11 protein-coding genes and 1 riboswitch are annotated in these 13465 nt (G+C 70.6%); of the genes, 4 read left to right on the top strand and 7 right to left on the bottom strand.

What is annotated here, in order from left to right:
• Positions 1–74 precede the first annotated feature (74 nt).
• From ACGFSH_RS07150 to ACGFSH_RS07125, 6 genes are all read right to left on the bottom strand, one after another.
• Positions 75–1088, bottom strand: a complete 1014-nt coding sequence (locus ACGFSH_RS07150; RefSeq protein WP_393345804.1) for a ribonucleotide-diphosphate reductase subunit beta — start codon at positions 1086–1088, stop codon at positions 75–77.
• A complete protein-coding gene (locus tag ACGFSH_RS07145; RefSeq protein ID WP_393345803.1) occupies positions 1088–3472 on the bottom strand; it encodes a ribonucleoside-diphosphate reductase subunit alpha in 2385 nt (794 codons plus the stop codon). Before ACGFSH_RS07145 ends, ACGFSH_RS07150 begins: the two co-directional genes overlap by 1 nt.
• Positions 3473–3616: 144 nt before the next feature.
• Positions 3617–3706: riboswitch (cobalamin riboswitch) on the bottom strand.
• Positions 3707–3783: 77 nt separating this feature from the next.
• Complete coding sequence (locus ACGFSH_RS07140) at positions 3784–4290, bottom strand: GNAT family N-acetyltransferase (RefSeq protein ID WP_393345801.1); 507 nt, start codon at positions 4288–4290, stop codon at positions 3784–3786.
• A gap of 97 nt (positions 4291–4387) precedes the next feature.
• Positions 4388–6013, bottom strand: coding sequence for a monocarboxylate uptake permease MctP (gene mctP, locus ACGFSH_RS07135; protein ID WP_393345799.1), 1626 nt, complete (start codon positions 6011–6013; stop codon positions 4388–4390).
• A complete protein-coding gene (locus ACGFSH_RS07130; RefSeq protein WP_329413452.1) occupies positions 6010–6324 on the bottom strand; it encodes a DUF3311 domain-containing protein in 315 nt (104 codons plus the stop codon). Before ACGFSH_RS07130 ends, mctP begins: the two co-directional genes overlap by 4 nt.
• A 100-nt stretch (positions 6325–6424) precedes the next feature.
• On the bottom strand, positions 6425–7189 hold the full coding sequence (locus tag ACGFSH_RS07125; protein ID WP_393345797.1) for a GntR family transcriptional regulator: 765 nt from the start codon (positions 7187–7189) through the stop codon (positions 6425–6427).
• A gap of 373 nt (positions 7190–7562) precedes the next feature.
• Here ACGFSH_RS07125 and ACGFSH_RS07120 point away from each other — a divergent pair, with 373 nt between their 5' ends.
• From ACGFSH_RS07120 to ACGFSH_RS07105, 4 genes are all read left to right on the top strand, one after another.
• Positions 7563–8843 carry an extracellular solute-binding protein gene (locus ACGFSH_RS07120; protein ID WP_393345795.1) on the top strand — a complete coding sequence of 427 codons (1281 nt, stop codon included), beginning with the start codon at positions 7563–7565 and terminating at the stop codon, positions 8841–8843.
• Between the two features lie 74 nt (positions 8844–8917).
• The gene (locus ACGFSH_RS07115) at positions 8918–9916 is read left to right on the top strand and encodes a carbohydrate ABC transporter permease (protein WP_393345793.1); all 999 of its coding nucleotides are present in this window, start codon (positions 8918–8920) and stop codon (positions 9914–9916) included.
• Positions 9913–10788 (top strand): carbohydrate ABC transporter permease, encoded by an 876-nt coding sequence (locus ACGFSH_RS07110; RefSeq protein WP_393345791.1) that lies wholly within the window; start codon positions 9913–9915, stop codon positions 10786–10788. The genes ACGFSH_RS07115 and ACGFSH_RS07110 overlap by 4 nt, the downstream gene beginning before the upstream one ends.
• A gap of 8 nt (positions 10789–10796) precedes the next feature.
• Positions 10797–12344: a glycoside hydrolase family 3 protein gene (locus ACGFSH_RS07105; RefSeq protein WP_393345789.1), complete on the top strand. Its 1548-nt coding sequence runs from the start codon at positions 10797–10799 to the stop codon at positions 12342–12344.
• Between the two features lie 72 nt (positions 12345–12416).
• Here ACGFSH_RS07105 and nagB read toward each other — a convergent pair whose 3' ends face one another.
• Complete coding sequence (nagB, locus tag ACGFSH_RS07100; protein ID WP_393345787.1) at positions 12417–13202, bottom strand: glucosamine-6-phosphate deaminase; 786 nt, start codon at positions 13200–13202, stop codon at positions 12417–12419.
• Between the last annotated feature and the right edge of the window lie 263 nt (positions 13203–13465).

The raw sequence follows: 13465 nt of genomic DNA, 5'->3' as shown, positions 1-13465 counted from the left end.
ACCGCGCGGACCGAGGGATCCGGGCCCGAGCGGTCCGCGGGGACCGAGGGGTCCGCTCCTTCCGCGGTCCGGCCTCAGAAGTCCTCGTCCAGGTCGACGGTGCCCTCCACCGCGACCTGGTACGCCGACGGACGGCGCTCGAAGAAGTTGGTCAGCTCCTGAACGCCCTGCAACTCCATGAAGGAGAACGGGTTCTCCGAGCCGTACACCGGGGCGAAGCCGAGCCGCGTCAGACGCTGGTCGGCCACGCACTCCAGGTACTGCCGCATGGAGTCGGTGTTCATGCCGGGCAGGCCCTCGCCGCACAGATCGCGCGCGAACTGCAGCTCGGCCTCGACGGCCTCCCGGAGCATGTCGACGACCTGCTCCTGGAGCCGGTCGTCGAAGAGCTCCGGCTCCTCCTTGCGCACGGTGTCGACCACCTCGAAGGCGAAGCTCATGTGCATCGTCTCGTCGCGGAAGACCCAGTTGGTGCCGGTCGCCAGGCCGTGCAGCAGACCGCGGCTGCGGAACCAGTAGACGTACGCGAAGGCCCCGTAGAAGAACAGGCCCTCGATGCACGCGGCGAAGCAGATCAGGTTGAGCAGGAAGCGGCGGCGGTCGGCCTGGGACTCCAGCCGCTCCAGCTTCTCGACCTCGTTGATCCACTTGAAGCAGAACTCGGCCTTCTCGCGGATGGACGGGATGTTCTCCACCGCGTCGAAGGCGGCCGCCCGGTCCTGCGGATCGGGCAGGTAGGTGTCCAGCAGCGTCAGATAGAACTGGACGTGCACGGCCTCCTCGAACAGCTGCCTGGACAGGTACAGGCGCGCCTCGGGGGAGTTGATGTGCTTGTACAGCGTCAGCACGAGGTTGTTCGCCACGATCGAGTCGCCCGTCGCGAAGAACGCGACCAGCCGGCCGATCATGTGCTGCTCGCCCTCGGACAGCTTCGCGAGGTCCGCGACGTCCGAGTGGAGGTCGACCTCCTCGACGGTCCAGGTGTTCTTGATGGCGTCCCGGTAGCGCTCGTAGAAGTCGGGGTAGCGCATCGGGCGCAGCGTCAGCTCGAAGCCCGGGTCGAGCAGGTTCTTGGCTTCGCTGGTCATTACTGGCAGGCCTCGCAGGACTCGGGGTTTTCCAGGGAGCAGGCGACGGCGTCTTCCGGGGCCGTCTGCTGGACGGGGGCCGTCTGCTGTACGGGGACGGTCTGCTGTGCCGCGCGCGCGATGCGGGTCGCCGGGCGCGAGCGCAGGTAGTACGTCGTCTTCAGGCCCGACTTCCAGGCGTACGCGTACATCGAGGACAGCTTGCCGATGGTCGGCGTCTCCAGGAACAGGTTCAGGGACTGGGCCTGGTCCAGGAACGGGGTGCGGGCGGCGGCCATGTCGATCAGGCCGCGCTGCGGGATCTCCCACGCCGTGCGGTACAGGTCGCGCACCTCGGCCGGGATCCACGCGAAGCCCTGCACCGAGCCGTTCGCCTCGCGCAGCGCCTCACGGGTGCGCGCGTCCCACACGCCCAGCTCCTTGAGCTCCTGCACCAGGTACGAGTTGACCTGGAGGAACTCGCCGGACAGCGTCTCTCGCTTGAACAGGTTGGACACCTGCGGCTCGATGCACTCGTAGACGCCCGCGATGGAGGCGATGGTGGCGGTGGGCGCGATGGCCAGCAGCAGCGAGTTGCGCAGGCCGGTCGCGGCGATCCGCTCGCGCAGCGCCGCCCAGCGCTCGGGCCAGGCGAACTCGACGCCGTAGTGGTCGGGGTGCAGCACGCCCCGGGCGGTCCGGGTCTTCTCCCAGGCGGGAAGGGGGCCGTTGCGCTCGGCCAGGCCGGCGGAGGCCTCGTAGGCGGCGAGCATCACGCGCTCGGCGATACGCGTGGACAGGGCCCTGGCCTCGGGCGAGTCGAAGGGCAGCCGCAGCTTGAAGAAGACGTCCTGGAGGCCCATCGCGCCCAGGCCGACCGGCCGCCAGCGCGCGTTGGAGCGGCCCGCCTGCTCGGTCGGGTAGAAGTTGATGTCGACGACGCGGTCGAGGAAGGTGACGGCGGTGCGGACGGTCTCGTCCAGCCGCTCCCAGTCGATGTCGCCGGCCGCCGTGTCGACGAACGCGCCCAGGTTCACCGAGCCCAGGTTGCACACGGCCGTCTCGCCGTCGTCGGTGACCTCCAGGATCTCCGTGCAGAGGTTGGAGGAGTGCACGACGTGGCCCGGCTCGGCGGTCTGGTTGGCGGTGCGGTTGGCCGCGTCCTTGAAGGTCATCCAGCCGTTGCCGGTCTGCGCCAGGGTCCGCATCATCCGGCCGTACAGGTCACGGGCCGGGATGGTCTTCCGGGCCAGGCCGTCCGCCTCGGCCTTGCGGTAGGCCGCGTCGAACTCCTCGCCCCACAGGTCGACCAGCTCGGGCACGTCGGCAGGGGAGAACAGCGACCACGGCCGGTCGGCGTTGACCCGGCGCATGAACTCGTCCGGGATCCAGTGCGCGAGGTTCAGGTTGTGCGTACGACGGGCGTCCTCACCCGTGTTGTCCCGCAGCTCCAGGAACTCCTCGATGTCGGAGTGCCAGGTCTCCAGGTAGACGGCGGCCGCGCCCTTGCGCCGGCCGCCCTGGTTCACCGCGGCGACGGAGGCGTCCAGCGTCTTCAGGAACGGCACGATGCCGTTGGAGTGCCCGTTGGTGCCCCGGATCAGCGAACCCCGGCTGCGGATGCGGGAGTACGACAGCCCGATGCCGCCTGCGTGCTTCGACAGCCGGGCCACCTGGTGGTAGCGGTCGTAGATGGAGTCCAGCTCGTCCAGCGGGGAGTCGAGGAGGTAGCAGGACGACATCTGCGGGTGGCGGGTGCCGGAGTTGAAGAGCGTGGGGGAGGACGGCAGGTAGTCCAGCCGGCTCATCAGCCGGTAGAGCGCGGCGACTTCGTCCAGGGCGCGGGCGGTGTCGTCCTCGGCCAGACCGGCGGCGACGCGCAGCAGGAAGTGCTGGGGCGTCTCGACGACCTTGCGGGTGAGGGGGTGCCGCAGCAGGTAGCGGCTGTGCAGGGTGCGCAGTCCGAAGTAGCCGAAGCGGTCGTCGGCGGCGGGGTCGATCAGCGCGTCGAGGCGGGCCGCGTGGACGCGCACGAACTCGGCGGTGCGGTCGGCGATCAGGCCCTCGCGGTGGCCGACGGCGACCGACTCGGTGAACGACGTGACGCCCTGGGAGGCGGCCTCCGCGGCGATGCCGATCGTCAGCAGCCGGGCGGCCAGCTTCGAGTACGCGGGGTCCTCGGAGATCAGGCCGGCGGCCGCCTCCGTGGCCAGCTCGCGCAGCTCCGCGGTGATCTCGGCGGCGCCCCGGGCGGACCGGCCGCGCAGGGCCGCGGCGGCGACCCGGCCGGGGTCGGCGTCGGGCAGATCGGCGGTCAGCTCGGTCAGGGTGCGCAGCAACGCGGTCCCGGGACCGTCGGTCTTCAGCTCGGTGACTGAGGCCGGTTCGGCGGGCGCGATGGTCACGTGGGGCTCTCCCTCGCTCGGCAGGGGGCCTTGCGCAGGGCAGGGGGCAGCACACGAGCGCGCGGGGGCGTCGCGTCCACCGGCCCACTCCGCGAGGCCCGGACGTCAGGGGCCCGGACCGGACGGCCGGGCACGCTGTCGGCAGGACCTCGGACTGAACAGGCGTGCGCATACGGGTATGGATGCACGCGAGTACACCGTTGCGGGACAGTTCCGGATTCGCACCGGATTCCCCTGCGGCGACAGCGAGCATGAGCATACATCTTGTGCTCGTCCGTCACGCCACCCCCAGATGTTGTGTCGGGGTGGTTTCAGAGCGTCAACTGATAGGTGAGCAGAGTGAGGTCGTCCAGGTCCGGCACGGGATTCCAGTCCCGCTCGGGTGTGCGGACGAAGCCGAGGCGTTCGTAGATCCGGTGCGCGGTGTGCATGGCGCGCTGACTCGACAGGACGACGGCCGCGCAGCCCGGCGTGGCCCGCGCCCGGTCGAGACAGGCCCGCACGAGCGCCTCCCCGGCTCCCCGGCCGCGCGCCGCGTGCGCGACCGCCAGCGCGCGGATCTCGGCCTCGCCGGGCCGCGCGATGTCGGCGACCGGACCGGGGCCGGCCACGAAGGTGACGCCCCCGAGGAGCCGGTCGCCCTCCACGGCCACCAGCACCTCGGCGGCGGCCGCCCGCGCGGCGACGTCCTTCAGCACGGGCAGGTACGGGTCCTCCTCGCCGTAGTCGAGGAGAGCGTCCTGGAGATAGGCCTGAGCGGTGAGGTCGCCGAGGGGGGCGTACTCGGCGGGCAGCGCCTTCCTGATCCGTATGTCCATGCGGCGCAGTGTGCCGCAGACGCACGCGGGCGGGCCGCCGGATTTCTCCGGCGGCCCGCCCGTGCCGGGCACGCGGCCCCTGAGGGCCCTCGGCCGGCTAGTGGGACGTGCCCGCGGTGGCCGGCGGCAGTTCGACCTGCACGCCCGGGTCGCCCGCGTCCGCGGTGTAGTCCTCCGGCTTCGTCTCGTCGATCCCGTCGGGCGCCTTGGCCGCCTTCAGGACGAACGTCAGGACGACCGCGACGAGGACGTTGAGGACGAACGCCGTCAGGCCGATGTAGCCGATCTCCCCGATGCCCGGGATCTCCTTGGAGGAGCCGCCGAAGTGCTTCTGCGTGGGGGAGGCGACCCCGTACGCGGCGAAGGTGCCGTAGATCATGCCGACGGCCCAGCCCGCGAGCAGCGCCCAGCGGTGGAACCAGCGGGTGAACAGGCCGCCGACCAGGGCCGGGAAGGTCTGAAGGATCCAGATCCCGCCCAGCAGCTGGAAGTTGATGGCGACCGTCTTGTCCATGGTGAGGACGAAGACCAGCGCGCCCACCTTCACCAGCAGCGAGACCAGCTTGGAGACCTTGGTCTCCTGGGCGGGCGTCGCGTCCGGCCTGATGAAGTCCTTGTAGATGTTGCGGGTGAAGAGGTTCGCGGCCGCGATCGACATGATGGCGGCCGGCACCAGCGCGCCGATGCCGATCGCCGCGAACGCCACACCGGCGAACCAGGACGGGAACATGTCCTCGAACAGCTGCGGGATCGCCAGCTGCCCGTTGGTGACCTTGACGCCGGCCGCGATCGCCATGAAGCCCAGCAGGGCGAGCAGGCCCAGCATCAGCGAGTACAGCGGCAGGATCGTGGTGTTGCGGCGGATCACCTCGCGGCTGCGCGAGGACAGCGTCGCGGTGATGGAGTGCGGGTACATGAACAGCGCCAGGGCCGAGCCCAGCGCGAGCGTCGCGTAGGTCCACTGGCCCGGGTCCGCCGGGGCGAGCGCGCCGCGCGGCTTGCCCGTCGCCGGGTTGGTCTGGCTGAACGCCTCGCCGGCCTTGGCGAAGATGTCGTCGAACCCGCCGAGCTTGATCGGGATGTAGATGATCGCCACCGCGATGACGATGTAGATCAGGGTGTCCTTCACGAACGCGATCAGCGCGGGGGCCCGCAGACCCGAGGAGTACGTGTAGGCCGCCAGCACGCCGAAGGCGATGAGCAGCGGCAGGTCCTTCACGAACCAGTTGGTGTTCTCGCCGCCGCCGACGCCCATCACGTCGAGCACGGCCTGGATGCCGACGAGCTGGAGCGCGATGTACGGCATCGTCGCCAGGATGCCGGTGACGGCGACCGCCAGCGACAGGCCCTTCGAGCCGAAGCGGCCGCGCACGAAGTCCGAGGTCGTCACATAGCCGTGCCGGTGGGACACCGACCACAGGCGGGGCAGGAACGTGAAGATCAGCGGGTAGACGAGGATCGTGTAGGGCACCGCGAAGAAGCCCGCCGCGCCCGCCGCGTAGATCGCCGCGGGCACCGCGACGAAGGTGTACGCCGTGTAGAGGTCCCCGCCGAGCAGGAACCAGGTCACCCAGGTGCCGAACGACCGTCCGCCCAGGCCCCATTCGTCGAGGCTGTCGTTCTCGGCCTTGCGCCAGCGGGCGGCCAGGAAGCCCATGACCGTGACGGCCAGGAAGAAGAAGATGAAGACGGCGAGCGCGACGCCGTTCACGCCGTCCTTCACTCCGACGCACCGCCCTTCGGAGAGGAGGAGCCGGCCTGCCCGGAGGCGCCGGCGGAGGCCGGGGCGGCGGCCGCGCGGCCCCGCTGGTCACGCTGCCACAGCTTGTACGCCGTCACGGTCAGCGCGGCGGACAGGGGCACCCAGAGCATCTGGTACCAGTAGAAGAACGGGATCCCGATGAACGCCGGGTCCACCTTCGCGTACGAACCCACCCACAGCATCGCCGCGAAGGGCGCGAGCAGACAGAGGGCGATGACGACGCGCACAGGCGTCACCACCGGCCCCCTGGTCACTTCCGGGGTCTCTGACATCGGCGGCTCCGTCCCCTCATCCGATCGCCTTGATCACAGGTGTAATGCGCAGGCAATGTAAGTGACGGATAAGCGCAGCGGAAGGCCCTCCACAGACCCTCTACTCGGCGGGCCTTTTCAGCCGGGCCACGAACTTGTACCGGTCGCCCCGGTACACCGACCGCACCCACTCCACCGGCAGGCCCTTGCGGTCCAGTGAATGCCGGGACAGCATCAGCATGGGCAGGCCCACGTCGGTGCCGAGCAGACCGGCCTCGCGGGGCGTGGCCAGCGAGGTCTCGATGGTCTCCTCGGCCTCGGCGAGACGGATGTCGTAGACCTCGGCCAGGGCGGTGTAGAGCGAGGTGTACTTGGCCAGCGACCGGCGCAGGGCCGGGAAGCGCTTCGCCGACAGATGGGTCGTCTCGATCGCCATGGGCTCGCCGTTGGCCATGCGCAGCCGCTCGATGCGCAGCACCCGGCCGCCGGCCGTGATGTCGAGCAGCGCGGCGAGACGGTCGTCGGCGGTGATGTACCCGACGTCCAGCAGCTGCGAGGTCGGTTCGAGGCCCTGGGCGCGCATGTCCTCGGTGTACGAGGTGAGTTGCAGCGCCTGGGAGACCTTCGGCTTGGCGACGAAGGTGCCCTTGCCCTGGATGCGCTCCAGCCGCCCCTCGACGACGAGTTCCTGGAGGGCCTGGCGGACGGTGGTGCGCGAGGTGTCGAACTCGGCGGCCAGGGTGCGCTCCGGCGGGACGGGTGTGCCGGGCGACTGCGTCTCGGTGATGTCGAGCAGATGCTTCTTGAGACGGTAGTACTTGGGCACACGCGCGGTACGGACGGTCGCCCCACCCTCGTTCTCCGCACTGCTGACGTCGGTGCTCATGGCCTGCCTTCCCGGCTGCGGGTGCGGAAACGGCCGACACCCCGTCGGCCGCGGCTCACATCGTGGCACGGACGCGGCGGCGCGCGCGCCATCGTTCCGTGATCCCTCTGTATACCGTCGCAATCTTTGCTGGTCTAGTCCACCAGGGCAAATGGTCTACCGGACGGGCCCCCTCCGCGGCCCAGGTTTTCGAGGGCTTCTTACTTAAAGGTTCCTGCATATGTAGGTCCCATAACGGCTGGTCGGAGGCGGTTCGGCCACCCTTGACAGGCTTATTGGCCTGAGCCAAGCTCTGCGCACTGGTCTACACCATTGGTCCAGATCGAGGTCCCGGCCCGTGGGCGGGGGGTGTGGCATCCCTGAGGAGGATGGCGTGAAGCGCAAGCTGATAGCCGCGATCGGTATCGCGGGCATGATGGTCTCCATCGCGGCGTGCGGGGACGACAGTGGCAGCGGGGACTCGAAGGGCACGGACGCCAAGGAGCTGACCGTCTGGCTCACCGTCGACGCGCAGAACAACTGGCCCGAGCTGGTCAAGGCCGCCGACGCCGCCGTGCAGAAGAAGCACCCCGGCGTCAAGATCAACCACGAGTACTACGGCTGGCCGGACAAGAACGCCAAGCTCGACGCGGTCCTCGCCACCGACAAGGCCCCCGACGTCGTCGAGATGGGCAACACCGAGATGCTCGGTTACATGGTCAAGGGCGCGTTCGCCCCCCTGGACACCGCCAAGTTCGACAACTCCGCCGCCTGGCTCGACGGCCTCAAGGCCTCGGTCACCTACGACGGCAAGACCTACGGCGTGCCGTACTACGCCGGCGGCCGCGTGGGCAACTGGCGCAAGGACGTCTTCGCCGCGGCCGGCGTGAAGTCCGCGCCCAAGACGTACGCGGAGCTGACCGCCGCCCTGGACAAGGTCCAGCAGAAGCAGGGCGGCAAGTTCTCCGCCTGGTACCAGCCCACCCGCGACTGGTACGCGGCCATGTCCTTCGTCTACGACGCCGGCGGCTCCATCGCCAAGGAGGAGGGCGGCCAGTGGAAGGCCAACCTCTCCTCGCCCGAGTCGCTCAAGGGCCTCAACGAGTTCAAGACGGTCGTCGACAAGTACATGCACGGCGACAAGACCAAGGACGAGTCCGACCGCTACATCGTCTACGGCCAGGGCAAGTCCGGCATGATCTTCGGCGCGGCCTGGGAGGGCGCGACCTCCGCCGACCCGAAGAACGACAAGACGGGCAAGCTCAAGGACAACCTCGAGAACTTCGTGATGCCCGGCCCGTCCGGCAAGAACCTCCCCGTCTTCCTGGGCGGTTCCGACCTCGCCGTCCCGGTCAAGTCCCACGCGCAGGCCCTCGCCGCCGAGTGGATCAACGCCTTCACCGGCCCCGCCGGCCAGAAGGGCCTGATGGGCAAGGGCAACCTGCCCAACAACAAGACCGACCTCGCGACCCTCAAGAACGACCCCGCGACGGTCGTGCCCGCCACCGCGGCCGAGTCCAACTGGTTCGTCCCCATGGCCCCCGGCTGGGGCCAGGTCGAGAAGGCCCAGGTCCTGCAGACCATGCTCCAGAGCATCGGCACCGGCAAGAAGTCGGTCGAGGCCGCCGCGAAGGACGCCGACGCCGCGATCGACAAGGTCATCAACAACAAGTGACCTGAGGGCAGGGCCCTGCCACGAGCAGGGCCCTGCTCCCCGTACGACCCGAGGGACCGCTGAGGAGCGCGCGGATGAGTGCCGCAGACACGACCACTGCCGAAGTGCCGCCGACGCGGCAGTCACCACCGCCGCCGCCGGCCGGCGAACCGGACGCCAGGAGACCGCGCGCCGGCCGCGGGCCGGGCGGGACCGGGACCCCCTGGCTGCTCCTGGCCCCCTGCCTGCTGGTCCTCGCCCTGGTGATGGGCTATCCACTGGCCCGGCTGGTCACCCTGTCCTTCCAGAAGTTCGGCCAGTCCCAGCTGTGGGGCTTCCAGCCGGCCGAATCCGTCGGGTTCGACAACTTCGCGGGCGTCCTGGGCGACGGCGAGTTCTGGCAGGTCGTGCTGCGCACGATCGTCTTCGCGGCCGGCTGCGTGATCGTCACCATGGTCCTCGGCATGCTGATCGCGCTGCTCCTCCAGCGCGTCTCCGGCTGGGTGAAGACCCTCGTCAACATCGCGCTCGTGGCGAGCTGGGGCATGCCGGTCATCGTCGCGACCACCGTCTTCAAGTGGCTGTTCGACTCCGACTACGGCATCCTCAACGCGGTCCTGAGCCGGCTGCCCGGCGTCGACCTGATCGGCCACAACTGGTTCGCCAGCGGCCCGCAGGGCCTCGCCGTCATCATGCTGCTGGTGATCTGGGGCGCGGTGCCCTTCGTGGTGATCACCCTCAGCGCCGGCCTCACCCAGGTCCCGGCCGAGCTGGAGGAGGCGGCCCGCCTCGACGGCGCGGGCGCCTGGGGCGTCTTCCGCTTCGTCACCCTGCCCATCCTCAAACCGGTCGTCGTGATGCTCACGACCCTGTCGGTCATCTGGGACATGGGCGTCTTCCCCCAGGTCTTCGTCATGCGCAACGGCCACCCCGAGGCCGAGTTCCAGCTGCTGACGACGTACTCCTACGACCGCGCCTTCGTCGTCAACGACTACGGCCAGGGCTCGGCCATCGCGCTGATCACGGTGCTGCTGCTGCTCGGGGTGGTCGCCGTCTACATGCGCCAGATGCTGAAGATCGGAGAGGTCGAATGAGCGCCATCGCCTCCGGGACGGGCCCGGCGAAGGGCCGCACCCGCGGCGCCCGCCGCCGCACGTCCAAGGCCGGCTGGAACCTCCTCGGCCTGCTCGTCTTCGCCGTCGCCGGCTTTCCCGTCTACTGGATGCTCAACACGGCGTTCAAACCGGCGAAGGACGCCATCGACCCGGACCCGAGCCTGCTTCCCACGGCCCTGACCTGGTCCAACTTCAGCCGCGCGCTGCACATCGCCGACTTCTGGGGACCGGTGGGCCGCAGCCTGGTCGTCTCCCTGGCGGTCGTCGCGATCGGCGTCGTCGTCGGCCTGCTGGCCGCCCTCGCCATCTCCCGGTTCGCGTTCCGCGGCCGCAAGATCGTCATCGTCGGCATCCTGGCCGTCCAGATGATCCCGCTCGTCGCCATGATCATCCCGGTCTTCCTGCTCCTGAACGACCTGGACCAGTACGACAAGCTCTCCGGCCTGATCATCACGTACCTGACCTTCATCCTCCCCTTCACGGTGTGGACCCTGCGCGGCTTCATCGTCAACATCCCCAAGGAGCTGGAGGAGGCCGCGATGGTCGACGGCTGCTCGCGCACCGGCGCCTTCGTCCGCGTCGTCTTCCCGCTGCTGGCCCCCGGCATGGTCGCCACCTCGGTCTACGGCTTCATCCAGGCCTGGAACGAGTACCTGTACGCCCTGATGCTGCTCAGCCAGAAGAACCAGACCGCGACGGTCTGGCTGAGCAACTTCTCCACCAAGCACGGCACCGAGTACGCCCCGATGATGGCCGGCGCCACCATGATGGCCGTCCCGATCGTCGCCCTGTTCCTCATCGTCCAGCGCAAGATGGCCGCGGGGCTGACCGCGGGCGCCGTGAAGGGATGACGCCCCCGATGACGACAATCGCCAGCGGCACCGACACGCTCACCCGCGACGCCCTGACGGTCCTGCAACCCGGATTCCCCGGCACCACCGCCCCCGACTGGCTGCTGCGCCGGCTCGGCGAGGGCCTGGCCTCGGTGGGACTGTTCGGCAGGAACATCGCCTCGCCCGAACAACTCGCCGCACTGACCGCCCAGTTGCGCACCGAGCGGGACGACGTCCTCGTCGCGATCGACGAGGAGGGCGGAGACGTCACACGCCTGGAGGTGCGCACCGGCTCCAGCTTCCCCGGCAACCACGCCCTGGGCGCGGTGGACGACGTCTCGCTCACCCTGGAGGTCGCCGCCGAGCTGGGCCGCCGCCTCGCCGCATGCGGCGTCAACCTCAACTGGGCGCCCTCCGCCGACGTCAACTCCAACCCCGCGAACCCGGTCATCGGCGTCCGCTCCTTCGGCGCCGACCCCGACCTGGTCGCCCGGCACACCGCCGCCTACGTCACCGGCCTTCAGTCGGCGGGCGTGGCGGCCTGCACCAAGCACTTCCCCGGCCACGGCGACACGGCCGTCGACTCCCACCACGCGCTGCCGCGCATCGACGCCGCCCCGGCCGTCCTGACCGAGCGCGAGCTGACCCCGTTCCGCGCGGCCATCGCCGCCGGCACCCGCGCCGTGATGAGCGCCCACATCCTGGTCCCGGCCCTGGACCCGGCCCGCCCGGCGACCCTGTCGCCCCGCATCCTCACCGCGCTGCTGCGCGACGAACTCGGCTACGACGGCCTGATCGTCACCGACGGCATGGAGATGCAGGCGGTCGCCGCGACCTACGGCATCGAGCGCGGCAGCGTCCTCGCGATCGCCGCCGGCGCGGACGCCATCTGCGTGGGCGGCGGCCTCGCGGACGACGACACCGTGCGCCGGCTGCGCGACGCGCTGGTCGGCGCCGTCCGCTCGGGCGAACTGCCCGAGGAACGCCTCGCGGACGCGGCGCGGCGCGTCCGGGCGCTGGCGCACTGGACGGCGAACGGCGACGGGCGGCCCGCCGCGCCCGCGGCCGAGGAGCGGGACCGGTCCGGCCGGACGCCCTCCGCCGACGGCACGGGCGTACGCGCCGACGTCGGGCTGATCGCCGCCCGCCGTGCCCTGCGGCTCACCGGCGACGAGGTCTTCACGCCGCTCGCCGACCCTCCCTTCGTCGCCTCGCTCACCCCGGTCGCCAACATCGCCGTCGGCGACGAGACCCCGTGGGGCGTGGCCCCGGAACTGGTCCGGCTGCTGCCGGGGACGCGCACCGGCGGCTTCACGGGCGCGGACGCCGGACCCGCGGCGCTGGCCGCCGCGGGGGAGCGGCGGATCGTCGCCGTGGTCCGCGACGAGCACCGGCACGCCTGGATGGGCGCGGCCCTCGACGTCCTCCTGGCGGCCCGCCCGGACACCGTCGTCGTCGAGATGGGCGTCCCCCAGGCCCCGCCCCGCGGCGCCCTGCACATCGCCACCCACGGCGCGGCCCGGGTCTGCGGGCGCGCGGCGGCGGAGGTCATCGCGGCCGGTCCGCACGGCTGAGCGCCACGACGGCGAAGGCGCCCGGCTCCTGACAGGAGCCGGGCGCCTTCGCCGTCGTGCGGGCGGTCGCCCTCAGATGCCCTGCCACCGCGGCTTGGCGGCGAACGTGTGCCGGAAGTAGTCCGCGAGCTTCAGCTCGGAGGCGGCGGCCTCGTCGACGACGACGGTCGCGTGCGGGTGCAGCTGGAGCGCGGAGGCCGGGCACACCGCGGCGACCGGTCCCTCCACGGTGGCCGCGACGGCGTCCGCCTTGCCCTCGCCGGTGGCCAGCAGCACCAGGTGCCGCGCCTCCAGGATCGTCCCGATGCCCTGGGTGATGACGTGGTGCGGCACCTGCTCGATGTCGCCGTCGAAGAAGCGGGCGTTGTCCACCCGGGTCTGCTCGGTCAGCGTCTTGATGCGGGTGCGCGAGGCGAGGGACGAGCAGGGCTCGTTGAACCCGATGTGCCCGTCGGTGCCGATCCCGAGCAGCTGGACGTCGACCCCGCCGGCCGCGGCGAGCGCGCGGTCGTAGGCCTCGCAGGCGGCCTGCACGTCCTGTGCCGTGCCGTCCGGACCGAGGAAGGCGTCCATGCCGATGCCCAGCGGCTCCAGCACCTCGCGCCGCAGCACCGAGCGGTAGGACTCGGGGTGATCGGCGGGCAGGCCCACGTACTCGTCGAGCTGGGCGATCCGGGCCCGGCCGGTGTCCACCGCGCCGGCGCGCACCTTGTCCGTCAGCGCCTGGTAGACGGGCAGCGGGGTGGAGCCGGTGGCCACGCCGAGCAGGGCGTCCGGCTTGCGCCGCAGGAGCTGCGCCATGGCCTCGGCGATGAGTTCGCCGCCCGCCCGGGCGTCCGGAACGATGACAACTTCCACGCTGGCCCGCCGTTCTCATACCGTCTGTGGTTTAGACCAATCTTCGGGGCTCAATCTAACAGAATCGGGGGTCCCGGCCCAGGCGGACAGGCGTCCGGGATCCGTACGGCAGGCCGCCGGCCGGCCCTATGGGCGGGCCGCCCCCGGAAAATTGCCCCCGCCATGTGGCCCCGCGCGGGAACCCGCACAGGCTAGGCTGCGTTGTGGACGACGAGACGTCCGAATACCACACCGACGAACAAGCCCCGTCGCATGGACACACC

Origin of the sequence: Streptomyces sp. NPDC048481 (assembly GCF_043200075.1) — a bacterium.
Taxonomy (GTDB): domain Bacteria; phylum Actinomycetota; class Actinomycetes; order Streptomycetales; family Streptomycetaceae; genus Streptomyces.
This window is presented reverse-complemented; position numbering and strand designations above follow the sequence as displayed.